Source organism: Streptacidiphilus fuscans (assembly GCF_015690355.1).
Lineage (GTDB): Bacteria > Actinomycetota > Actinomycetes > Streptomycetales > Streptomycetaceae > Streptacidiphilus > Streptacidiphilus fuscans.
Map to the genome: position 1 here is coordinate 217,787 of NZ_JADPRT010000013.1, position 22,594 is coordinate 240,380.

A 22,594-nucleotide genomic window follows, 5' to 3' on the forward strand; every position below is an offset into this window, starting at 1 on the left:
CTCACGTGCACAACCACCTGCTGGTCCACCTCCGGGTCGTACCCAGGTTCCAAGGCCGCTGGAGACCTGGGCTCCGTGCCGTCGCCGCGGTCTTCTTTATGGATCACTCTGCTGTCCACTGATGCGGAGCATGCTGAGGGCGCTTATGAGGGCACCTTGGTCAGAGCGGACCCCGGCCCGGTGTCGGCCGATCTTCCGGTACTTCTCGACCATTTCGGTGCTGGACCAGTCGCCGGTCATGTCCCTGATCTCGGCGGCAGAGTAGCCCCGCTTGCCGAGGTCGGTGGGCGCCCCGGCCCGCAGGCCATGTGAGGTGATCTCTTCGGCGTCGTCGATGCCTGCCGCATGGGCGATGCTCTTGACGATCGTGTTGATCGAGTGCGGGGTGAGGCCCCAGCCCTTGGAGCTGATCGGAGCTATGTTGCCCCACTGATCCACTCGGCGGAGCAAGGGCAGGGTCAGGTCTGCCTGGCCGTGCTCGGCCAGGACGTCAATCCAGGCACGTACGGCGGCAATGGTCACGGGGTCGTCGATCTCGTAGTTCTTGCCCTGCGATGTCTTGTCAGCCTTGGAAGTAGCTTTTCGGGCGATCAGGAGGGTGAGGCTGGCGAAGTGCAGATGGTGGAGCTTCAGCTTGGCGAGTTCGCTGCGGCGGGCGCGCATCTGGTAGCCGAGGCAGAGGATGACGCGGTCGCGGAGGCCGGTCGGGATGTCGGTGCGGCAGGCGGCGATCATGGGGGCGAGGCGGTCGAGATCGATGGGTGCGGATGAGCGATCGCTGAGGCCTTGCTCGGCCCAGTCGTGCCGGTAGTCGGCCAAGAGGATCAGCGCTTCGCCCTGGTCGGGCGGCTCCTGGCGGCGCTTCTTGTTGATGTGCCGGATTGCAGCCACGGCCAGTCGGACAGTGTTGGGGTCGGTGGTCCGCCCAGTGCTCGGCACGGTCTGGTTGATCAGGTGATGGACATAGCTGGTGAGGTTCGCTTGGGTGGTGGGCGGCCCAGGCGTGCGGTCCTTCTCCGCGCACCAGCGTGCGAAGGCGCGCCAGCGCTCTTCGTAGGTGTCCTTCGTCCGGACGCGGCCAGCCCGGGTGAGTGCGGCCGCGGCTTCTGGGGTGAGTTCTTGGTTAGGGTCGGCCGCGGTCGAAGAGTCGTCTTCGAGCAGCGGCTCGGCGTCGATGACTTCGAAGTCGGTTCTGCGGGGAACGAGCCCGGTCAACGGAGCCTCCCGGTTGCCAAGCTACCTGCCCGGCGACGGTGGTGGAGTTGGCGGCGGCCCCATAGTGACGGGACGTCAGCTCACTTACTCTAAGCACAGTTAGGGTAAGTGATATCGCGCGTCAAATTTCATGATGTGAATGACCGCCACGGCGGGCCCCGTCCCAGGTCGCCCACCCAGGCAACTACATCAGCGTTGACGGAACGGACATTGTGGTGCCCGGCTCCGGGGAGGGCGAGCACCGCGCCCGCCCCCGTCGGCGACCAGGTCGAGTTCGTATAGTTGCGGTCCTCGGTCGCCCCGGAGGACGATCGCCACTTGACGATGCCGTCGTTGTAGACCGTGTTGACGATGTTGCGACCCTCAGTCGCCCCGGAGAGAAACCGCCAGGACCGGGCAGCGACCGAGCTGCGCGTCGCGAAGGCGCTTCGATCCTCAGTCGCCTCGGGGGGGCGACCGCCACCATGGTGGTCTGCACCGCCTCGGCGGCGGACTCGGCGTTGTGATCCTCGGTCGCCCCGGCGGGCGACCGCCACGGCTAGCGGGCATCCTCGTCGCGAGGGTCGACTGGGTTGCGATCCTCGGTTCACCCCAGAGGGCGACCGCCACCGAAGGGGCTTGTCAGGCCCGGTCGCCATCGGCTCATTGCGATCCTCGGCCGCCCCGGAGGACGATCGCCACTCGGCGAGGCGGTGCACCTCGACGGCGGTGTAGGCGTTGCGATCCTCGGCCGCTCCAGAGGGCAACCGCCACCTGACCGTATCTCTGCCGCTGCAGTATGGCCTCGGCTTGCTCCCCTCGGCCGCCCCAAAGGGCGACCGCCACTGCGGCACCAGCAGGCAAAGGACCGCACGGTTGAAGAGTTCCGATCCTCGGCCGCCCCGAAGGTCGACCGCCACGGCCAGGTGATTGCTGCGCGGGCCTCCACTTAGAGTGTTGCGATCCTCGGCCGCCCCAGAGAGTGACCGCCACCTCGCCGCCGATCACCCACTGCCGGGCCGTCACGTCGTTGCGATCCTCGATCGCCCAGGAGAGCGACCGCCACGAGCGCGGGCTCGCCGTTGCGGTATGGGCCGAAGGGGTTGCGCTCCTCCGTCGCTCTCGAGGACGACCGCCACGGGCCAGTGGTAGACCTGCGCGCACCAGCCGTAGGGGTTACGATCCTTGGTCGCCCCGAAGGGCGACCACTACAGCCGATCGGCCTGCTCCTCGGCGAGGTCGAAGAGGTTGCGATCCTCGGCCGCTCCGGAGGGTGACCGCCACCTCCCGGCCGGCGGCGGTGGCCTGGTGGTTACCAAAGTTGCGATCCTCGGCCGCCCCACCCCGCCCGCCCTGCCAGGACAGTCGGACTTGGTGTTGGCCTGCCTGCCTTGGGGTGAGGGTGTGGCTCACCCGATCAGGCGGGTGAGGGTGACACCGGCGGGCAGGTCGGTGTCGTCGATGTCGGGCGTGCCGTAGTCGGTGAAGGAGCGGGCGGTGGCGTCGTGGAGCTGCTTGACCTCGATGCGGTCGAAGAGACTGTGGGACGGGGCTCGGCCGAAGGCATCGTCATGGGTGAAGATGTACAGGCCACGCAGGGCGAGGCTGCCGCGGGCGGAGGCGCGGTCGTGTTCGAACATGAGCTGGAAGGCGCGCCAGAAGATCGCCAGGTCCTTGGTGGTGACGCCGGTGCGGGTGGCGAGGGGGGCGCTGAAGTGGCCTGTGCCGCAGTACAGGGCGTAGGGGACGATGTGTTTGGTGCCCATCTCTGTCTCCTTGCCCTTCTTGTTCTCGGTGGGGTTGTTGAAGGCGTCGACGTCCTCCTGCTTGGTGGGGGTGACGCGGGTGATGCCGATTTCGAGGGGGGTGATGGCGTCGATGGAACGGGAGAAGCCAATCTGCATGGGGCCCTGGACTCGGCCTGCTGGCTTCTTGCCGGTGCTCATAACGGCACCGAACATGCGTACGTCGTAGAAGTTCTGGCACATCCAGGCGCGGGCGTCGGCCTGGGTGGCCTTGTCACCGCGGGCGGCGTAGGCACGCTCGTGCTGAGCATTGAGGGCGACGCCAGCTTCGACGTAGATCTCGTAACCGGGCTCGGGCTGGTGCGCGTTCAGCAGGGCTACGGTGTTGCGGATCTTGCGCTTGATGGCGACGTCGGTGATGAGGCCCTGACCGGATACGGGGTCGGTGCGGGGCATGCCGCCTGCGTCAGGGTCGCCGTTGGGGTTACTGTCGGTGGCCTCGATGAGGAACAGGAAGTCGTGTTTGCGGGTGGGGTCCAGGTGGATACCGGTCGTCACGGTGTCATCTCTCCAGAGCGGGTGGGGTGAGGAACGGTCAGGACGCACGGGTGACGGCGGCATCCTGGGGGGCGTCATTCGCATTGCTGAAGCCCTTTGCTGCCCTGGCGTCCTTTGCCGCCTTCGCGGCGGCGAGGTCAGCGGCACGCTGCTGCTCGTAGCCGATGACGAATCGGGCCTGCTGTACCGGTGTGAGGTGGGTGGGCGGGTCGTCGGTGAACGCGCCGAAGACCTGCGCGAGGCGGGTCTCCAGGGCGTAGAAGGCGGGGGCATTGTCGCGGCGCAGGCGCTTGAGGTGGGCGTTGGCGCCGCGGCGCAGGGTGGCCAAGACGGAGGCGGGTGCGGTCATGGCGGTGCCGAAATACTTGTCGCTGATGGTGGTGTTGACATCGCGCAGGGCGGTGCGCTGGATTGCTTCGAGGACGGCGAAGGTGCGTCCGCATAGGTAGGCGGGGTCTGTGCTGGTCGGGTCGAGGCTTGGCACGGGGCGGTCCGTTCGGTGATGGGGGCGGGACAGGGCGAGGTGCAGCAGGGCGATGCGCGGGGTGTCGATGCGTCGGTCGGCGCGGATGCGCTGGAGCAGGTGCGGCAGCAGCCGAGCCGGTGGTGGGGTTCCGCGCAGCGCGGTGAGGAGCAGGTCGCGCTCGATGCCGTGCAGCGCGTTGCCTTTGACGTACTGGCCGCTGCTGTGACGGCCAGTGGCGAGTGCGAGCAGCCAGAGCGGGGTGTAGCGGATGGTGCCAGCCCAGCCGTCGAAGACGCCGTGGTCCTCGAACCAGGCGCCCAGGTTGGCCTCCACTTCGGCCAGGGGGATGTCGAGCCACTCTCTTATGACTGTGCGGGCGTTGTTCAGGCCCAGAGTGAGGGCGTAGAAGTCGTTCGCGTTGACCCGTCGTAGTGCTGCCGGAGTGGGCCGGTCGTGAAGGACGTCGATCAGGTGGGCGACTACTGCCGCTGTCGCGGGATCGGCACCGGGGTCGTCCAGCAGCGCGATCAGCGGCTGCTCGACAGGCTCGCGTGTCCACCAGACCATGACGCCGTCGGCGAAGCGTCGCCGGTGGGCGTCGCTGGCGAGTAGGTGGTTGAGCGCGGCCATGGACCGGCCCCCGCACCGGTCGCACACGGGGGTGTTGACCAATTGGATTGCGCCGCCCCGGCCTTGGGCGGCAGTGTTGACGCTGACCAGCTGTGCCTCGTTCGAACCGCCGCTGGATGACGGGATCGCGCCCTTCTTGACCGGCTCGGGAATCGTGGCCAGCAGACTGCCCAACTCGCCGCAGACCAGGCAGAGTCCTTGCTCGGCGGCGCCCCCCTTGCGCTCGCGCACGACCTGCGCCCACAAGCCCTTGGCAGACGGCAGGTCGTGCAGCCACGTGCTATCGACCATGATCGCGATCGTGTCGCGGGCGTCGAGGTCCTCCGGCATCTGCAGGTCCGCGATGCCGCCGCCGAGGAACGCCAGCAACGCCACAGCCGCAGGGTCACTCGGTGCACTGTCGGCCCAGCGGCGCACCAAGGCCAGGTAGTCCGTGTGCCGGCGCTCGGCCTCGGTCTGCCCTTTCTCAGTGGGCCCGTCGGGGGCGGTGGCGTGCTTCGCTCGCCCCAGGACGAACTCGGCTGTGTCGACCAGGAGGTAGGGCAGCACCTTGGTCCCTGATCGCTGCACGAACGGCACCGGCGGGGCGAAGGGTGCTTCTTTGGTTCCCTTCGGCGGACGGCGGTTGGCCAGGTGTGCGCGGGCGCCCCCGTCGAGGATCGTCAACACCCAGTGGATCTGCCGGGGCCGGTAGAACTCCGGCGGTAGTCCCTCCAGCCGGTCGGCCTGTTCAGTGAGCCGTTGGAGCAGCATCGCTCACCGCTCCTGGCCGTCGGCGCGCCAGGGCGCCTGCGGCATCGCGACCGCGTCCGCTGGCAGCGGGCTGCGTGGAACCACCAGCACGCCGTCGCGCAGGGAAGCCCTGAACCAGCGGTACCGCTCGCCCTGTGGCGTGTAGGCGATCGAATGCAGCATCACCCCCAGCTCCTCATTGCGACCAATCGGTGCCAGGCCCGGTGTCGCCGGACCGAATTGGGCGGTGAACTCCCGGCAACCCAGGAACGGCTGTGAGAAGCACGCCCCGCGGTCCACTCGACGGCGGAGCTGCTCGCGGTACTTCTCCTCCGGCGCGCCGGCATCCCCTAGGGTGACGATCTGGGCGCGGATTCGGTACGCCACGTCCCGCAACGCCATGGTGTTGCGCTGGTCCCGATCCAGCTCCACGTCGTAACGCTTGCGCGGATCCGCCTGGAGGTCCCGGACCTCCTTCGCCGAGATCACCGACTTCACCTCATTGCGGCGCAGCTGCATCCATTGCACCTGCTTGAGAACCTCGATCGCCGTCACGACATACCTGAACTGCGGCTTCCAGAAGATCGCCTCCAACACCCCCACCGCAGCCGACGGGGTCATCACCGGGTAGCTGACCCGCTCGGACTTCAGCTCCGGGCGGGTGAAGCACCCCAGGGGACCCGAAACCTCCACCACGAGGTCCGGGAACAGCCACCCCTGATTTCCGCGTCGCTCTGCCAGGCTGCGCCCCGTCCCCGCCGGACCCACGCGCGTCGTCATCACTGTCATCCTCCTCATCCGTCGGGCGCGGCCATGCGTTCGTTCACGACGCTGCGCCACCGAACCCGGCTAGCGGGACCCTACGACCCGCCACTGACAAGGCAGTTCACAACAGGCCTTGCGTGAAGCTCCCCGAAGCTTCCGTTCTAGGGAGTTGGCCATTACACAGGACGATGATGCGCCGTCACGCGAAGAAAGTGGGGCGAGTGATCGCAAGTGACAAGAGGTGATCAAAAGGGGCGGGTCGGAGATCACCTCCGGCCCGCCCCAATAGACATGGCGTGAGCATCCCAACGCCTTAGTTGCGATCCACGGGCTCCAGGCTCCAGCCAGTGCGCCCGCCACGGACCCCAAGGGGGCCTGTGGCGAGCGTAGAGCTCGCCCGGCCCGGAGGTCACACAATGGACGAAGCGGGCTCTTCCCGCTGTTGCGGATCCAAGCCCCGCAGCGGGTCGTAGGGGCCGCGCCACACCAGCAGGTCGCCGATCACGTGGTCGGCCAGCCCAGAAGCCAGGGCCTGTTCCGCTTCGTGCCTGGGCAGGGCTGCCGTGTGTGGCTGCAATCGGCGCAGCGACTCGGGTCCGGCCGGATAGGGGGAGCGCAGGGCCGCGATGCCGGCCTCGATCGCCTCGCGGTCCTCTTCGCAGCGAATCACGACGACCGGCTGCGTGTGCCCGTCGTCGATCATCGCGAACGCCTCCGTCACCGCTGGGAACTCCCCCTTCTCCCGGAGTCCGTCGATCGGGGCGCCCATCGTTCTAGCTTCGCCGCCGCCCTGGAGGGCGTAGCGCATCGGATAATAGGCGCCCAGCGCCTGTAGGTCGTCGGGGTCGTGGAGTCCAGGGCCGAATAGTGCCTGCGTCGCCGCCATCGCGGCCTTGTACGCGGCATCTGTTGGCTGACCGGCCTCCTGGGGCTGGAAGACGACCACGACGCCCCGCACCAAGCGCCCATCCCGGTTGCAGCGTCCTGCGGCTTGCTGCAAAGACTCCGCCGGAGCCCATGCCCGGAACACCCGCGGGAAGTCCACGTCCACTCCGGCCTCGATCAACTGCGTCGATACGACGTGCACGTGCTCGCCAGACGCAAGGAGCGCCCGGACCTGCTCGATCGCCTCACACCTATGACCCGCCGTCATCCTGGTCGACAAGTGCAGCACCAGCCCCGAAGCGTGCTCCTGCAGGAGCCTGTGCAGCAGCGCCGCGTCTTTGGTGGTGTTCACCACCGTCAGAGTCTGGACGCCGCTGCCGACGATCTCCTCGGCCATCGACTCCCAGGTGACATCGGGGCCCATGCGCCACTCATAGCTCACGCGGCGCAGCGCACTGAACAACTGGGCCGGATCAGCAACCAGCTGCCGACGCGGGGTCCCGTCCAGCTGGGCCAGTGCCCAGAAATCCGGCTGGGTCGCGGACGCCAGGACCACCGTCGCGCCGAAGCGTTCCACCAGCCCTCGCAGTCCGCTCAGGATCGGCACGAGCAGCCGGTCCGGCAGCGCCTGAACTTCGTCCAGCACGATCACCGCGCCAGCCAGACGATGCAGCTTGCGCATCGCCGCCGGCTTACGCGCGAAGAGCGACTCGAACAGTTGGACCGTCGTGGTGACAACGAACGGGGCATCCCAGTTCTCCGCGGCCGTGCGCGCCCACACCGCCGTATAATCGTCGTCCAGGTCGACCGAGCTGTGGTGCTCCAGCACCACCGGCCACTCGCCTAGCTCGCCCGGATTCAGCATCTCCCGGTACACCTGCGCGTTCTGCTGCGTGATGCTGACGAACGGCACCGCCACCACTACCCGTCGCAGCCCGTGCGCAGCTGCGTGGTGCAGGGCGAAGCCCGCCGATGCGAGCGTCTTGGCCCCGCCCGTGGGCACGTGCAGCACGTACATACCCGGCTTGTCGGCCGCCCCGGTCACCGCCTGCTCGTAGACGTGCTGACGCACCGCGTCGACCGGGGAGGCTGCCCGTTGCCGCAGCATGCGGCCACGGCGCTCCTCGAAGCGCGCCACGAGCGCACGCATGTCTGCCGACTCGCCCGGACTCGCAGTGGTGCCCGCGAAGTGCGCACCAGTGTCGAGGAAATCTGCGTCGACCACGCAACTGAACAGCATGCGCAGCAGCAGGTCCAAGTCCAAGCGGGCATTCTGGTTCCGCTCCACGAGCCACTTCGGAAGCGGAACCCGGCCCGCGGGTCGGATCTGAGGCACCAGGGCCTCGACCCTGGTTATCGCCTCCTCGATCAGCCCCTGATCCTGATGGCTGCCACCCTTCAGCTCCGCCAGCAGATCCAGCAGCTCCTGAAACCCCGGCAGACCGCCGTGGTGCCCCTGCACGACCGCCGCAAACGGCACCCCCGCATGCTGGGCCGCTAGCCACGCCCCAGCCTCCTTGTGTGGAACCCCCACGCTGCCGCCGCCAGCCTCGGCCCGATCCACGAGCCCCGACTGCCACGCACAGGACCCCTTGCCCACGTCATGCACCAGCGCAAGGTACTCGGCCAGCTCCCCCGCCCCGAACACTTCCCCGAACGCACTGGCCAGCGCCGCCGACCCTCGCAGGTGCTCCTCCAACGCGTGCCGTCGCCGCGACACCGGACTCCGGCTATGAGCCCACAACACCCCTGCGGCTCTCGCCGCCTCGCCCTCAGGCACTAAGCTCAGCATGGGATCGAACCCTAAGAGCCAGCACCGACAAACCCTCGGCCTCGGCAAGTACAGAACCCAAAGTGAAAGCGCCGCACAGTCATCACTCCGAAGCCAAATTCCAAACCTCGTCCAAGACCAGACGAGGCTGCTGCAGAGCCCGCTGCTCAGGCAGCGTAGCGGTCGCCCTCCAGGTTGCCCGAGGAGCGCAACAACAACGTCCGGTACTGCCGGCCGAGCGACCAAGCTGTGACGTCGCCCTTCGCGGCGATCGAGGATCGCAACACCACCGACCCGATCCGCCACGACCTGGCGTGGTGGTGGCGGTCGCCCTCCGGGGCGACCGAGGATCTCAACGCGTGCTCGAAGCCGAGGTCGTACATGCGTGGCGGGGTGGCGGTCGCCCTCTGGGGTGACCAAGGATCGCAACATGCTCGCCGAAATGGGCGTCGCCGTCGCAGACCAGGAGGCGGTCACTTTCCGAGCCGACTGAGGATCGCATCCTCGACCGGCATCGCATCACCCTGCCCATGTCGCAGGTGGCGGTCGCCCTCCAGGGCGACCGAGGATCGCAACGCGTTGGACCCCTCCGCCACCCGAAGGCCAAGCCCGCTGATGGTCATCCTCCAGGGCAGCCAATGAGCCCGAGGGCAGGGATCAGGTCCTGCTCGACGTGATCCCTGTAGCGGACCCAGTGATCGGGCCCGGTTTCGTGCACCTGAACTTCGTGGCCGGGGATTCCTGCTCCGGCTCGGGCTGGAGACCACCGAGGCCACCCTCGACCTCTATGGCCTCCTCACCCCCGGCACCACCGAAGCCCTCAACTCCGTCCAGGAGAACGCATACGAGGACCACGAGTGGCTATACGACCCGGCCATGGACGGCATCGACCAAGACCCCGCCACCGCGCAGCTCGGCATCACTCCCATGGTCGTCAGCGACTGGTTCACGCCGTTCGGTGAAGACCGGCCCATGCACGCTTACGTGGCTGAGCCATGACGATGTGAGACCCTTGATCGGCGATGCTTCCATTGATTCGGTGCTGCGTACGAGCCCGCGCTTCCGGTGCTCTCGGATTCTCAGGTGCCATCCTTGCGCCAGGGTGCCTCCGGATCGTTGAGCGTGTCTAGGAGCAGCTCGCACCAGGTGATTGCCGCGTTTGCGGCAAGGTGGGCGTGACGGACCCCCAGGCCGGAGGGAGCGCTCGCCTGCCCGTGCCCTGTGCCGTAACCGCGGTTGCGTAGCTCAGCTACGCCGACTGCCACCGCAGAGACGCCGCCGAGTATCTTCTTGATAGCGTCCGTTCCGTCAGGCCCAGGCGTCACTGACGATGCGTCGAGACGAAGGGCCTTCTGTGCCTGTTTCACCAGCGCGGGGATCTTGGCGTTTTCATCGGTCTCCAGACCGCGTTCGCGCAGGACGGTCCTGGCCGTGGCCTCAATGAGTTGCTTGGCGCTGCCGATGGCTGCGGCGGGATCGCTGGCCAGGTTCCTTTGCACTCGGTGCAGTTCAACGAGGATGCCCGAAGGGTCCGTCAGCGTACTGAGATCCTGGGTGCGCAGCGGCGCGCGAACCCAGGAGAGACGCCCACTGCCATCGATGAGAACCCTGTCGCGTTCGAGGGGCACGGACAGTTCCTGGAGCCAGGTCCCGGTCCAACCCTCGCGCTTGCAGTGGAGAACCAGGTCTTCGAAGACCAGCAGGGCCCTGTCGATGTGGTCGTGATCGGACCAGTCGACGGCCTGAGCGTACGACTGAAACGCGGTGCGCCGAACGCCCGAGTCCTCGTACCGAAGCTCCTCCGGTGCCACAGGAGCGAACCCATGCGCCTGCCAATACTGGTGGATATAGCGGACCAGGATGTCTGTGCACAGCGACCTGAAGGCGTTGCGAGTCGCGGGGCTGATCAGATCTGGGCGGGCGGAGGGCATGTTCCGAAGTTACTGCTCGTCGTCCCGCCAGTCCGACCATTTTCGCCTTTCCCCGGGCTGCGACAGGGCCAACGTCTCATGCGGAGCGGTCGGCAGGGCAGGCCATCATCGCTCCGCCGGCCGATCGATGCGGTCGCGGATGCCGAGGTTCAGGTGGTGGCTGTGGTGGACGGCTTGGTCGAGGAGCTGGGTGACTCGGCCGTCGGCGGAGCGGCAGACGCGGGGTTCGTCGATCGGGCCGCCGGTGGGTTGCTCAACTCAGCCCCTGCTCGGGGGAAGTGAAGGTGCGGGTGGCGATCGGGGCCGGCCTGGAGGCCGCCGGGAGTCGGTCGGGCCTACCGCAGCGGGGTGGACGGGTTCAGGAAGGCGCGAGTTAGGGATTCTTCGGGGGCGTGCGCTGGGTGCTGGCACGGAAGCGTAGGTCGACCGGGGTGATGACGGGGGAAGAGATGCTCGCCGTCGAGGAAGGCGAGGAGCATGTCGACGGCGGCTTTGGCCTGCAGGCGCGGGAACATGTCCGTGGCCGTGATCGGGGGGGGTCGATCGCCTGGAGCGATTGGTTCGTGGATGTATTGGGGGATCAGCAAGTCGTCGGGGACTCGGCGGCCGAGTTCGTGGGCGGCGCGCCGGGTGCCAGCGCCGGAGCCGAGGCAGAGCCCAAGGAGCGCGTCCGGCCGGTCCGGGATGGTGAGCGTGTGCCGTGTGGCCAGGCGGGCGGTGTCCCCGAGCCTGGCCTCGCTGGTTGCGCCGGTCAGGTCGACGAGTGTGGTGCGTGCGGGCAGGGCGACCGAGGCCCAGCTCCTGGCCCGGTGGAGACGCGGGTGCGTCCGAGCCGCAGGGCTCAAGAATGCGATAACACTACTGCGGCTAGGTGCCCAAGTCGGCTGCGGCGGGCCACAGTCCGCGAACTGGGGTGCAGTCGCTGCAGGTGGTTGCGCGGATCCACTAGCAGGCCGTGCGCGCTGGAGCAATTTTCCGCAACGGGAGCGGGCAATGTTTCGCTTTCTTCGGTGCAGACTCCCTGGGCATATGCAGAAAAAGCGAAATGATAGGCGATATGTGCCGGTTCGCCTGCGACTCAGCGTGAGGCTACGGTCGCGATCAAGCAGGGCGGGCGGGCCCAGCGGTTCTGATCCAACCGCTGAGTGGGCCCGCACGCCCTTTGTCTCCGACAACCAGGAGGACTCCTTTGCCAGGCTCCCCATGGCCGCCACCAGGCAAGTTGCCGCAGCGCCCCACCGATGGGTACCACCGTAGCGGTCGCGACGAAACCCACGACTCGATGAACCAAACCGGCACGCACCTGCAAAGTTGGTTCGTTTCACGCACCGCCGCTCCAACTTCCTTCCGGGCACCTGTCCGCGAGCGGGACAGGCAGCGGAGCCTTCTCCCCTGCCACAACGCAGCCTGTTTCCGCTTCCCGAAGCGCAGCAAGCGAGGGCATCGAACGGCGGACGGATACCTTGCGGCGGCGACGAAACTCCGCCGCGCGTTCCGACGGGAGATGCCGGGGAGCAACCGATGAACGCCACAGGTACGTGCAGGATGTGCGGACTTCCGGTACTGCGGCGGGCCACTGGCCGCCCACCCCTCTACTGCGGCACCCGCTGCCGCCAGGCTGCCGCCGCCGAACGCGCCCGGCATCGGCACCGTGACGGACCCCGGACGCCCATGCGGGCCCGCGCCGCCGCGGAACATGAACTCCAGGCAGAGCAGATGGAACTGACCATCGAGCACATCAAGGACGTGCATGATCGACTGCGTCAGGTGACGCGCTGCATCAACCAGGACGACGGCCGTGCCATCGACACGCTGCCGCAACTGGTCGAGGTTCAAAAGACGCTCGACCGCGTGATGGATGCCCTGGTCTCGATGGCGTCCCGCCGAGTGGTGTAGCAGGGATCTTGGAATAGCCCCTGGCCATGGGGCGGCCACCGCGCAAGTCTCTTGGTAGAACGGCGAGTTCACCAGGAGGGTGCGCGATGGCCTTGTCCCAGTCTGACTTACTGCGCCTGATGGAGTCACTGCGTACGGCCGACGGAGTTGAGTTGATCAGGGTCCTGGCCCAGCGGATCCTGCAGGAGCTGATCGAGGCCGAGGCGACCGCCCGCATCGGGGCCGAGCCGGGCGAGCACACCGATGCCCGCACGACCTGGCGCAACGGCCATCGCGACCGGGTGCTGACCACGCAGGCCGGCGACCTGGACCTGGCCATCCCCAAGGTCCGCACCGGCAGCTTCTTCCCCGTACTGCTGGAACGTCGGCGACGCATCGACCAGGCGCTGTACGCGGTCATCATGGAGGCCTACGTCCTGGGCGTGTCCACCCGATCGGTCGACGACCTGGCCAAGGCCCTCGGCGCGGACAGCGGCATCTCCAAGAGCGAGGTCTCCCGGATCTGCGCCGGCCTGGACGAACAGCTCGTCGCGTTCCGCACGCGGCCGCTGGACCACACCCGCTTCCCCTACGTCTACCTCGACGCCACGTACTGCAAGGCGCGGGTGAACCACCAGATCGTCTCCCGGGCCGTGGTCGTGGCCACCGGCATCACCGAGGACGGCGGCCGCGAAGTCCTGGGCCTGATGATCGGCGACAGCGAGACCGAGGCGTTCTGGGCCGAGTTCCTACGGTCCCTGCGCGAGCGAGGCCTGTCCGGGGTCCGCCTGGTGCTCTCCGACAGTCACTCCGGCCTGGTCAAGGCGATCCGCAAGGTCATGCTCGGCGCGGCCTGGCAAAGATGTCGCGTTCACTTCCTGCGCAATGTCTTCGCGGTGATCCCGAAGGAGGCCGCCGAGATGGTCGCCGCGACGATCCGTACGATCTTCGCCCAGCCCGACGAAGCAGCCGTCCGTGCCCAGCTCGACACCGTCGCCGAGATGCTCGGCAAGCAGTTCCCCAAGGTCAGACAGATGCTGATCGACGCCAAGGACGACCTGACCGCCTTTGCGGCGTTCCCCGAACGGCACTGGAAGAAGATCCAGTCGACGAACCCCCTGGAGCGGATCAACCGGGAGATCAAGCGCCGCACCGACGTCGTCCAGGTCTTCCCCAACGACGACGCACTCCTGCGACTGGTCACCGCCGTGCTCTTCGAGATGCACGACGAATGGATCGCCTTCCCGCGTCGCTACCTGCCCGAAGGCAGCATGGAGAAGATCCACCCGGCCCAGCACAGTCCCGGTGAACTACCGCCCACCGCCTAACCGTTGGCACACGACCGCTACACCACTCCAAGGGACACGACCCTGGTCTCCCGGGCCTCCTACCAGAACGCTTCCTGGAAAGAGATCGCCAAGCTCCTGGGCAAGAGCACGGAAACGGTGCGCAAGACATTCGCCCCATCCAAAGTCGCCAACCGCCTCGGGCAGCTACTTCGACATCGCCGCACCGGCGAGAGGCTCACCGATGGCCCGGGTCCCCCCGGCCAAACGCCTGCCGAGCTGGCGACGATTTCCGCCACATCAAGCAGCCTCTCCCTCAACCGGCTCGCGCCCGAGCTCTCCGCAATGGCCCGACGGTCCAGAATGCCCCAGCGGACCCTCGCTGAGCGTGTGGGCTGCTCGCCCTCGTTCCTGTCACGTGTCCTGAACGGTGACCGCCTGCCGTCTTGGAGCCTGACGGAGCGGCTTGGCCAAGCTCTCGGCGCCGACCTCAACGAACTCCGCGCTGTATGGGAATGCGAGAAACTGCGTGACAAGTCGTCACGCCCCACGTTGCTACCAGCCGAGGCCGGCGCGTCCGAGGCTATGCACGTCCTGCGCACTGCCATGGAGATCCTCCACATCCGCTCCGGCGGAACCCGACTGGACACCCAGGTGCTGCCCACGCGCCGGCGCCTCATCGAAACTCGATACGCGGCCTTCAGGGGCGCCACGACGGTGCCGCACTGGGGCGACGTGAAATTCCTGGCCAACGCTCTCGGCGGGGACACCGAGCAGATTCGGAAGCTGTGGCAGCAAGCCGAAAGCCAAGCTCGGGAAGCCGTCAACGCCAGCAGGATCCCAAGCTCTGCCACCGAACCGAGCGCCCTTCGCCGCCAGTCGCAACGCGACCAGGTACGGATCGCGGACGTCAGCGAAGTGCTCTACTTCCACGAGACCAGGGAGAAGGACCGCCGCGTCCAGCGGGAGACACAGCGCAAGGCCGTTCAATCGTGACCAGGAGCACCAACATGGCACTCACCCCGCAGACGCCACCCGAGCCAAAGGGGCACCCCTCCAGCTGGCGCACCACCCTGGGCCGCTACGGGCGGGCCGCCCTCCGTAACGCCGTGAACGGCGCCGGATACGCGGCCGGTGCCGGCACCGTCGGCCTGCTCTTCTGGTGGCTCCAGCGATAGACACGTGGGCGGGTGTACAGCTCCGCCCGCCCACTGTCGAGCACCCAGTGCCGTGGGGCCCGCTCTCGCTACTCTCACGGCTGGAGCTGCCACCCGGGAACCCGGGTGGCATGGCTTCACAAGGCGGTGCCCACGACCTCGAACCACAACTCGAGTTGGTGGTGCCTAAGTTGCGGTAGACCGAGCTCCTTGCGCGGCTCGCTGCCTGCCGGCCTTAGCGACCGACCTCAACCTGGATTCCTCGGCGTTGAAGGCCCCTGGCAATACCTAGCTCTAGGCTCCAAACTATGCGCGCTGACCCTTGGGAACACGGCGCAGCGCCATGACGGTGCCGTCTTCGCGGAAGGACGTGGGGCCCCAGCCGGTTGTGGTGGTTCCGCCTGGCCACGAGTCCCGTGATTCGTAGGCGCGGCGGCGATACTCCTCCACCTTCCCCGCCTCCAGCAGCTTGTAGAGGTTCTCTGAGATCCCGGAGAAGGCCTCGACCCGCTGTCCGTCGAGCCGGAAGACCTGGTCGGTGCCGACGTAGAGCTCGCCGCCGATGGTGTGGCGAGCGTCGCGGACGCTGGCCGCTCCGGCGAAGGTGTTTTCCTGGTAGCGCTTGCGGCCCTGTACGGCCGTCAGATAGCGGCTGATCTCCCGTCCGGCTCCGGCCCAGGCCAGTTGGCCTGCGGCACCGGCTGCCGCCAGAACCTGTGCGAACCAGCCGAGTTCCTTACCCGGGACGAGGAAGGCGTTGTGCCAATGCTCGCGGGGGTCGGTATCCGGGCCCGGGACGCGGACGGTGTCCACGTACTTCAGGCTGCGCTTGAGGCGGCGGTCAATGTCGGTGCCGTCCTGGAGGTCAAGGTGCGCGTTACGCAGGAGGGCGCTGCCCGGCGCGCGCAGGGCGTGGACGGTGATGCCAGCCGGGGCGAGGAGCTCGGTCGACATCAGCAAGCAGCCGGTGTTGTTCCAGGATCCGATGTGGAGGTGTTCGACGCGTTCGCTGGCCCTGGCGAGTTGGCGGAAGGTGGTGCGTTGGGCCTTGCCCGTGCGCGGGGTGGCGACCTGGTGGTTGCCGTTGACCGTCACGGCGTAGACGATCGAGGGCTCGTCGGGCTTCCAGGCTTCGATGAGGTAGTCGGGGCGGGGCCACGCGCCGAGTGTGGGTTGCTTGTCGCTGCGCGCGAAGCCCGGCAGGAGGGCGGCTTCGGCGTCGATCGTGGTGATGAGGCGGTCGGGGTGGTGCAGGCGGACGGTCCGTTCGGCCAGGGCGAGGCCGAAGGCGCGTCCGAGTTCCCGTGCCTGGTTACCGCGGTGGAACTGCTCGGGGCTTTCGCCGCTGGAGCTCAGGTGGAGATGACCGTCCTTGGGGGTAGTCATGGCTCGGCAGTACTTGAGGGACTGCCAGTGTTCAGCCAGTCCCCGTCCCTGTCCGTGGCGGGCGAGCGTGCTGGACCTGGCGAGAGTGCCCAGCGCCTGCCAGGTGGTGAGCCTGAGATCGTCTCGTTCGGCGCCGGGCAGCGGCTCGATCAGCGGCTTTCGGAACACTTCATCCTTGCTCTTAGCTTTGCGGGCGCGTTCCTTGTCGATGCTGGTGGCGGCCTTGTCCGTGTCCAGCACCAGCTGTGGGGTCGAGTGAACGTGGATGCGGGTGGTGCCGGCGAGTTCGGCCAAGATCCGGTCGGTCTGTGCGGTCATCGACAGTGCCTTCCTTATCCAGTCTTCGATGGCTGTGCGTGCGTTGTGAGGCGCATTCGGGCCGTGTCTGCGGGCCTGCCGCGGTGCCACGCTCGGCGGCCCGAGGTACTGGTCGGCGAGGTCCCAGCACAGTGACCGCGGCCGTCCCAATTCATGAGACTGAGTCGCCCGTCGGGGTGGTCAGGGGGTGGTGTCAGGCCGGGTGGCGTGGAGGTCGTTGAGGACAGCGCCGACGACCTGCCAGGACACGTTGAGCGTGTCGCGGTCGGGTGTGTGGGTGGCGTCGATCTCTTGGCGGGGGTGGACGTAGTTGCGGTACTCGCGCAGCTCGTGGCAGAACTTCTCGATGTCGGCGTCGATCCAGCCAGCGCTGTGGCAGCGCTTGATGAGTTCAGCCAGGGAGATGCGCTCGGCCTTGGCGTTGCCGAGCAGTGCGGGGTCACGTTCCAGGACGGCGCGCAGCAGGACGCCTTCGAGGAGGCTGCCGAGCATGATGATCGCGGCGACGTGGGCACCGTTTTCATAGCAGGTCTGTGCCTCGTCCATGCGTGCTTGCAGGACCTGCGCTGCGCGGGGGTCGGTGATGATGTCGGCGAGGGTGCCGCGGAACTCGGCGGGGGCGTGGTGGCCGGGACCGGCGAGTGCGGGGTCGCAGGCGATGATGCGGGGCCTGCCGCTGGGGGTGACGATGCGTAGTCCTTCGTGGATCAGGAAGGTGTTGATCGCGGTGACGACGCCGGCGAGCTGCTCGGGTTCGTCGAGGTATTCCCGGGGCTCGGCCAGCCGCAGCAGGACCTTCTCCAGCTGGCCGGGCAAGTGGCGGCGCTCGTTGAGGAGTTCGACGGTCCATTCGCGGCGGTACTGTCCCTCGTAGGCGGGGACGTGTTCCCAGCCTGCGCGGGTGAGGAACTCGGAGATGTCGCGGCCGGTGCGGTAGTAGAGGTCGTCGTCTCCGCAGATGACACGGGCGAGTTCCTTGACCGTGGCGACGTCGAGATGGGTGATTTCGGGCGCGGTGGTGTCGGTCACTGGGTTCCTCCGGTGGAAGTCGCGGTGGGGCTCGGGTTTTCGCCAGTCGGCTTCGGCTGGATGTCGAGGCTTTGCAGGAGTGGCCACAGGGTGGCGAGCGCCGAGTCCGGGTCGCGGCGGAACTCGCTGTCGCGGACGCGCCAGAATTGCCAGCCGACGCGTTCGAGGTCGCGCTCGCGCTGGTGGTCCTCGCGGATGTCGTCGGGCTCGGAGTGGTGGTAGTCGCCGTCGCATTCGACAGCGAGGCGTTCGTGGGCGCCAATGACGACCAGGTCGATGCGCTTGCCCCCGGCCGGGAACTGGGGCACGACGCGGTAGCCGCGGCCGGTGATCGCGAGGTAGACACGCTGCTCGAAGAGAGAGTCGAACACCCGGTGCGGGCGGTCGGGGTGGACGGGTCCCAGGTCCTGGCTGTCGTAGGCCGCGCCCGGATCTTCGATGTGGGCCAGGAGCTTCAGGCGCAGGTCGTCCGGCTTGAGGCGGTGGCGGGGCACGGAGTGGAAGAGGTGCATCTGATCGCGGGCCCGGCTGGCGGCGACGTTGTAGCGCTGCTGCTCGCCCAGGTTGCCGCCCCAGATCCGGCCTGGGTTGGTGACCACCATCGACAGGAGGATTACGTCGCGTTCGTCGCCCTGGAATCCTGAGGGGGTGTCGACGCGCAGGGCGTGTTGTTGCTGGGCAGGGTGGGGGATCTTGGCGTTGATGAGCTGCTGGATGACGCGGACCTGCTGGTGGCCCTGGAGGGCGATGACGCCGAAGGTGCGGTCGCTGTAGGCCGGGTCGTCCATCAAGGTCGCGAGGTGGTCGACGAGGGCTTCGGCTTCGACGACGTTGTGGATGCGCTGGTCACGTCCGGCCACGACGGCGTCCGGTACGTAGTGGGGAACCAGGGGCGGCAGCCGGTCTCCGGCGAACTGCCGTAGCGGGACGAGGGACTTGTCGTAGAACTGGTCGGAGGACCACTTGATGATCTCCGGCATGCAGCGGAAGTGCTCGGTCAGCCGGATCGTCTCGGGGAAGAGCACGGTGAGGAGCCCGTAGAGGTTGGAGTGGGCTGTGTAGAGCTGGCGCAGGTGCGGGGGCAGGTCGGGCAGGTAGGCGGTGAGCCGGTCCTGAACGATCTGGAGCGGGCCGAGGGCGCTTGTCGATGGCGTGCACTGTTTGTCGTCGCCGACGACGATGACGCGCGGTGCGAGCCAGAGCAGGAAGAGGTTGTCGATGCTGGCCTGGCTGGCCTCGTCGACGATGACCACGTCGAAGGCGTCACGGTGTCCTTGAAGGTTTTCGGCAACCTGGCCGATCGGCATCACCCAGGCGGGCACAGCGTCCCGGGCCACGTTCATGGCGCCGCGTGCGGCTGCGCGGTACAGGGCCGTCTGCCGACCGCTCCCCTTGCCGACGGCAGTCATGTGGGAGCGGTAGGCCTGCAGGGCGGAGCGTTGGTCGGGGGTGATCCTGGCGATCAGGTGGGCGCGGGCGCGTGCCGCAGCCAGGTCTCCGGTGACGATTTCGAGTCGCTGGTCCAGTTGGGTGAGTTCGGCTTGGAGCCGGTGGTCGAGGCCGTTCGTGCGCTGCTGCGTCAGGAAGCGGGACGCGGTTGCCCAGGCCCATGCGGGGCCCAGCTGGGTCAGTCGCTCGTCCCAGGCCGGCAATCCCGGGTCGCGGGTGAGCTGGTCGGCGAGCGGGGGGTGTGCCTGCTGAAGGGTGGCCAGGAGTTCGAGGCAGCGGCGATGGGATGCGGCGGAGTCGTGTGCGTCCCGGAGCATGTGCAGTGCTGCGGCGTAGGCGTTGGTGTCGCGGTCGCGCAGCGCGTCCGACAGAGCGATGGCGGTCGGGGCCGGGTTGGGATGGGCACGCAACTCCCTTTCGCGGGTGTCGAGTTCCCGGTCGGCGGCTTCGGCCCGGCGGTACGGGCCGAGAGCGTCGACGGCCTGGACGAGGTGGTGCCACTCGTCCGGGGTGTTCAGCGGGATGCGCAGTCCGTGTCGGTCCAGGAGGGAATCGGCGCTCTCGCGGACCTGGGCGAAGGCGTCGATCGCGGCGAGTTGCTCGTGGTGTTCCACCAGACGGGCCAGCTGAGTATGGGCGTCTGCGGTTGGCCAGGTCACACCGGCGGCATTCCAGCGAGCGGTGGCGGCGAGGACGTCGCGGTGGGCGCGCACGTGGGCGATCAAGGTGTCGAGGGTGTCGAGGCTCTGCGGGGAGAGCCCGTCGACGGTGCAGGTCTGGAGAGCCTCCCGTGTGCGCTTTTGGACCGCTGTGGGAAAGCGTGGCCGCAGCTTGCCGCCCTCTCGCAGAAACTTCCGCAGTTCTTCCGCGCAGTGGATGATGCTGGCTGCCCGGTCCTGGGTGAGTGGCTCGGGCAGGGTCACGGTGGCGATGCCGGTTGCTTCCAGCAGCCTGCGTGCCTGTTCCAAGTCGGGGCCAACTGCCGCTACTCGCTGCCAGACATAGGTCTCCCGGCGGGCAAGGCGCTCCCCCAGGGCGCGGGTCTGCCAGTGGTCGTTCGGCCACCGGGCAGGGTCGTCGGGCAGTCCGAGGCGGTGCAGTGACTTCAGAGCCTCGGACAGGTACTGGGCGAGTTCGTCAGTGACGGCGGTGGGCAAGGCCACCAATGCGGCACGGATCCGTAGGACCGCGGTGTCCAGGCCGCTGTCCCCTGAACGGGCTGCTTGGATCGCGTTGTCGGCCCCTTCTGCTGACAGCAGATCGCTCGGGGCGGGGAGCCAACCGGGATTGTTCTCCTTCATCGCGCCTGCCCGTAGCAGGAGGAGCAGCTCGCGGGCCTCCGCGGCACCGAGCGGGGGTACGGGCGGGGCCTGGTCTGCCAGGGCCCCGATCCAGTCCAGCTCGTCGGCTTCTTCGCGTACCTGGGACACGAGGGTGGCGAGGGTTCCCTCGTAGCCGAGGGCTACATCCACATGGTGCTCGGTCTCCGCCACCCGCGCTGCAACGATCCGATCGGTGACCAGTTCGATGCGGCCACGCAGCCGGTTGCGCTCAGCTGCGAGGCGTTCGACGGTGGCCGTGACGGTCTCAGGATCTACGGCCGCGACCTGGTCGATCAGGGCGTTCACGGTCCGGTCCAGTTCGCTGGCACCGTCGCGGCTGGTGGCGCTCAGCAGGACAACGCACAGCTCCCGCACCGCCGGTGGGAGCTTCTCCAGCAAGACTTTCAGTGGCTGGTCCTTGGCGCTGGTGACCAGGACACGCTTGCCCTCCGCGAGGAGCGCAGCTGTCAGATTCGCGATGGTGTGCGTTTTGCCCGTTCCCGGCGGCCCTTGGACCACGACCCCGGTGTCCTTCTCCAGTCGCCGCAGGACCTGCCGCTGTTGGGCGTTCGTCTTCAACGGGAACAGCGGGTCGTCCCCCAGCAGCGGTTCCAGCGAAGTACCGGTCCAGGTCTGGCGCTCGTCGCCCTTGAACGGCGTGACCAACTGCGCCATGCCCAGGGGCGCGAACGCCTCCGACGCGATCGACGCTCCGATCTGCTCGTAGACGCGGAGGAGTGCCTTGCGGTCGCGTGGCCGCAGCACCAGGGCGGGCGCGTAGGTCAGGCGCGCAACCGGGTCCGCGGCCTTGTCCGGCGGCTCCCAGACTGCGGTGAACACCACGGGCCGTGCGAGGGCGCGCTCCTGCCACTGCGCCAGCTGCTCGAGGACGGCTTCTCCCAGCGGGTGTGGGGACCTTGCCTGCAGTTCCTCCCCCACCGCGATCGCTCGCTCCGGATCCCATCCGTCGTCGCTGTCGAGGAAGTCCTGGTCCTCGACCCGCAGTGCGCCCTCCGGGGCCAGTCGCACCGTTAGTCGGGCCGTGCGCCGGTCGACGGCCGTGTGCAGCCGCTGTGTGAGCATGTGCCGGAACACGCGCCCTCCAGCGGGGTCCTCGAACGAGAGCAGGCCGATCGCGATGACGAGCTCACGCTGGTCGTCCTGCACTGCCAGCACCTGGTGCCACGCGTACAGCGCCTCGTACAGGTTCCGGCGCGGAGCGTCCGTGCGCTCGGCCTCCGCCCAGCGCCGCCACTTGGCCAACCACGTTGTATAGACGGAGAGTTGCTCGGCCGCCTCATGTCGGGGAACCAGCTGCCCTCCAGTTGGCACCGGGTCCTGAGGCTGGCCCTGTACCGCTGGCCCCTCCCCCGCAAGGGGAGGGTCCCCCGCGTTCGGATCGCCAACCGCCGCCGGATCCACCCACCCTTCAAGGACGGCGGGCAGTTCAGGAGGCGCGGCCGGAGGAACGAAGTCCAGTGACAACACCAGGCCGTCCTCGCGTTCACGTGGCCGGGCCACATCCTCCGGCAAGTCGGCCAGCCAGAGAATCTCCCTCGACTTGTCCCGGCAGTCCCGCACCCGTCGGGTACCGGTCTGCACCAACTCCCGAAGAAAGCTGACCAACTGCGTCGTCGCAGCGACGACCTCTGGGTCGCGCGCATGCCGCGTGGAGGAACTCACCCATCACTCCCTGTCGTCTGGTGGCGAACATTCAAGAATGGGGGAGTTCTCCAGGACGGACGTGCGGTCCACGAACGATGTCCTGATCCGGTGCATCCCTGGCGCAAATACCAAGTCAGCTCCTACCGGGCCGGGTAACGGCGTGTTGATCACGGTTCGGCCGCATCCCCACTGTGGCCGCGGCGCTCATCGAAGTTGCTCAGGTCCGGGCTCCGCCGTCTTCGATGGCGCCCGTCTTGGCCTCCCCAGGATGACGTCGGCTGAAGGCGAGGCCGCCCCTTCGGGTTACCGGTCCGAATGGGCGCTCAACCCCCGCCACCGCGGCAACGGCAGATCTGCCCTGCGAGAACTCACTGCTGCAGGTCACCAAGTGCATCGACGCCGCTGGCCCCACGCATCTCCAGGCCCACCG

At 67.8% G+C, this 22,594-nt stretch carries 16 protein-coding genes; 5 read left to right on the forward strand and 11 right to left on the reverse strand.

The features are described 5' to 3' along the window. Positions 1–96: 96 nt before the first annotated feature. The 6 genes from I2501_RS28050 to I2501_RS28075 all read right to left on the reverse strand — a co-directional run bounded on the left by I2501_RS28050 (position 97) and on the right by I2501_RS28075 (position 9,129). Positions 97–1,215: a tyrosine-type recombinase/integrase gene (locus I2501_RS28050; RefSeq protein ID WP_196197040.1), complete on the reverse strand. Its 1,119-nt coding sequence runs from the start codon at positions 1,213–1,215 to the stop codon at positions 97–99. A 1,388-nt stretch (positions 1,216–2,603) separates the two neighbouring features. Then, positions 2,604–3,497 (reverse strand): type I-C CRISPR-associated protein Cas7/Csd2, encoded by an 894-nt coding sequence (gene cas7c, locus I2501_RS28055; protein ID WP_328806683.1) that lies wholly within the window; start codon positions 3,495–3,497, stop codon positions 2,604–2,606. Between the two features lie 37 nt (positions 3,498–3,534). Continuing rightward, positions 3,535–5,346, reverse strand: coding sequence for a type I-C CRISPR-associated protein Cas8c/Csd1 (gene cas8c, locus I2501_RS28060; protein WP_196197042.1), 1,812 nt, complete (start codon positions 5,344–5,346; stop codon positions 3,535–3,537). 3 nt (positions 5,347–5,349) lie between these two features. Continuing rightward, positions 5,350–6,105 carry a type I-C CRISPR-associated protein Cas5c gene (gene cas5c, locus I2501_RS28065; protein ID WP_196197043.1) on the reverse strand — a complete coding sequence of 252 codons (756 nt, stop codon included), beginning with the start codon at positions 6,103–6,105 and terminating at the stop codon, positions 5,350–5,352. A 394-nt stretch (positions 6,106–6,499) separates the two neighbouring features. Beyond that, positions 6,500–8,767: a CRISPR-associated endonuclease Cas3'' gene (locus tag I2501_RS28070; RefSeq protein WP_196197044.1), complete on the reverse strand. Its 2,268-nt coding sequence runs from the start codon at positions 8,765–8,767 to the stop codon at positions 6,500–6,502. 146 nt (positions 8,768–8,913) lie between these two features. Continuing rightward, a complete protein-coding gene (locus tag I2501_RS28075; protein ID WP_196197045.1) occupies positions 8,914–9,129 on the reverse strand; it encodes a hypothetical protein in 216 nt (71 codons plus the stop codon). Positions 9,130–9,622: 493 nt separating this feature from the next. Here I2501_RS28075 and I2501_RS40370 point away from each other — a divergent pair, with 493 nt between their 5' ends. Beyond that, on the forward strand, positions 9,623–9,745 hold the full coding sequence (locus I2501_RS40370; protein ID WP_268926996.1) for a hypothetical protein: 123 nt from the start codon (positions 9,623–9,625) through the stop codon (positions 9,743–9,745). A gap of 80 nt (positions 9,746–9,825) precedes the next feature. On the opposite strand, the gene I2501_RS28080 is transcribed toward I2501_RS40370, so the two are convergent. Both I2501_RS28080 and I2501_RS40965 read right to left on the reverse strand, forming a co-directional pair. After that, positions 9,826–10,677 (reverse strand): abortive infection family protein, encoded by an 852-nt coding sequence (locus I2501_RS28080; protein ID WP_196197046.1) that lies wholly within the window; start codon positions 10,675–10,677, stop codon positions 9,826–9,828. Between the two features lie 335 nt (positions 10,678–11,012). Then, positions 11,013–11,882 (reverse strand): substrate-binding domain-containing protein, encoded by an 870-nt coding sequence (locus I2501_RS40965; protein ID WP_408022791.1) that lies wholly within the window; start codon positions 11,880–11,882, stop codon positions 11,013–11,015. A gap of 511 nt (positions 11,883–12,393) precedes the next feature. Between I2501_RS40965 and I2501_RS28090 the strand changes: the two genes are divergently transcribed. From I2501_RS28090 to I2501_RS28105, 4 genes are all read left to right on the forward strand, one after another. Beyond that, positions 12,394–12,573 (forward strand): hypothetical protein, encoded by a 180-nt coding sequence (locus I2501_RS28090; RefSeq protein WP_196197048.1) that lies wholly within the window; start codon positions 12,394–12,396, stop codon positions 12,571–12,573. Between the two features lie 86 nt (positions 12,574–12,659). Continuing rightward, entirely contained in the window at positions 12,660–13,880 is a 1,221-nt protein-coding gene (locus I2501_RS28095; RefSeq protein WP_196197049.1) for an IS256 family transposase, read from the forward strand. A gap of 3 nt (positions 13,881–13,883) precedes the next feature. Further along, positions 13,884–14,834, forward strand: a complete 951-nt coding sequence (locus I2501_RS28100) for a helix-turn-helix domain-containing protein (RefSeq protein WP_196197050.1) — start codon at positions 13,884–13,886, stop codon at positions 14,832–14,834. A gap of 14 nt (positions 14,835–14,848) precedes the next feature. Next, a complete protein-coding gene (locus I2501_RS28105; protein ID WP_196197095.1) occupies positions 14,849–15,016 on the forward strand; it encodes a hypothetical protein in 168 nt (55 codons plus the stop codon). A gap of 285 nt (positions 15,017–15,301) precedes the next feature. Here I2501_RS28105 and I2501_RS28110 read toward each other — a convergent pair whose 3' ends face one another. The 3 genes from I2501_RS28110 to I2501_RS28120 form a co-directional block, all read right to left on the reverse strand. Beyond that, positions 15,302–16,675, reverse strand: coding sequence for a hypothetical protein (locus I2501_RS28110; protein ID WP_196197051.1), 1,374 nt, complete (start codon positions 16,673–16,675; stop codon positions 15,302–15,304). 204 nt (positions 16,676–16,879) lie between these two features. Beyond that, positions 16,880–17,728, reverse strand: coding sequence for a hypothetical protein (locus tag I2501_RS28115; RefSeq protein WP_196197052.1), 849 nt, complete (start codon positions 17,726–17,728; stop codon positions 16,880–16,882). Next, positions 17,725–21,762, reverse strand: coding sequence for an AAA domain-containing protein (locus I2501_RS28120; RefSeq protein WP_196197053.1), 4,038 nt, complete (start codon positions 21,760–21,762; stop codon positions 17,725–17,727). The genes I2501_RS28115 and I2501_RS28120 overlap by 4 nt, the downstream gene beginning before the upstream one ends. Positions 21,763–22,594 lie beyond the last annotated feature (832 nt).

Bases quoted from the DNA above. Each gene is read 5' to 3' on its own strand.
- cas8c (WP_196197042.1), bottom strand. From the start codon at position 5,346: ATGCTGCTCCAACGGCTCACTGAACAGGCCGACCGGCTGGAGGGACTA.
- cas5c (WP_196197043.1), bottom strand. From the start codon at position 6,105: ATGACGACGCGCGTGGGTCCGGCGGGGACGGGGCGCAGCCTGGCAGAG.
- I2501_RS28070 (WP_196197044.1), bottom strand. From the start codon at position 8,767: ATGCTGAGCTTAGTGCCTGAGGGCGAGGCGGCGAGAGCCGCAGGGGTG.
- I2501_RS28075 (WP_196197045.1), bottom strand. From the start codon at position 9,129: ATGTACGACCTCGGCTTCGAGCACGCGTTGAGATCCTCGGTCGCCCCG.
- I2501_RS40370 (WP_268926996.1), top strand. From the start codon at position 9,623: ATGGACGGCATCGACCAAGACCCCGCCACCGCGCAGCTCGGCATCACT.
- I2501_RS28080 (WP_196197046.1), bottom strand. From the start codon at position 10,677: ATGCCCTCCGCCCGCCCAGATCTGATCAGCCCCGCGACTCGCAACGCC.
- I2501_RS40965 (WP_408022791.1), bottom strand. From the start codon at position 11,882: ATGGGGAGCCTGGCAAAGGAGTCCTCCTGGTTGTCGGAGACAAAGGGC.
- I2501_RS28090 (WP_196197048.1), top strand. From the start codon at position 12,394: ATGGAACTGACCATCGAGCACATCAAGGACGTGCATGATCGACTGCGT.
- I2501_RS28095 (WP_196197049.1), top strand. From the start codon at position 12,660: ATGGCCTTGTCCCAGTCTGACTTACTGCGCCTGATGGAGTCACTGCGT.
- I2501_RS28105 (WP_196197095.1), top strand. From the start codon at position 14,849: ATGGCACTCACCCCGCAGACGCCACCCGAGCCAAAGGGGCACCCCTCC.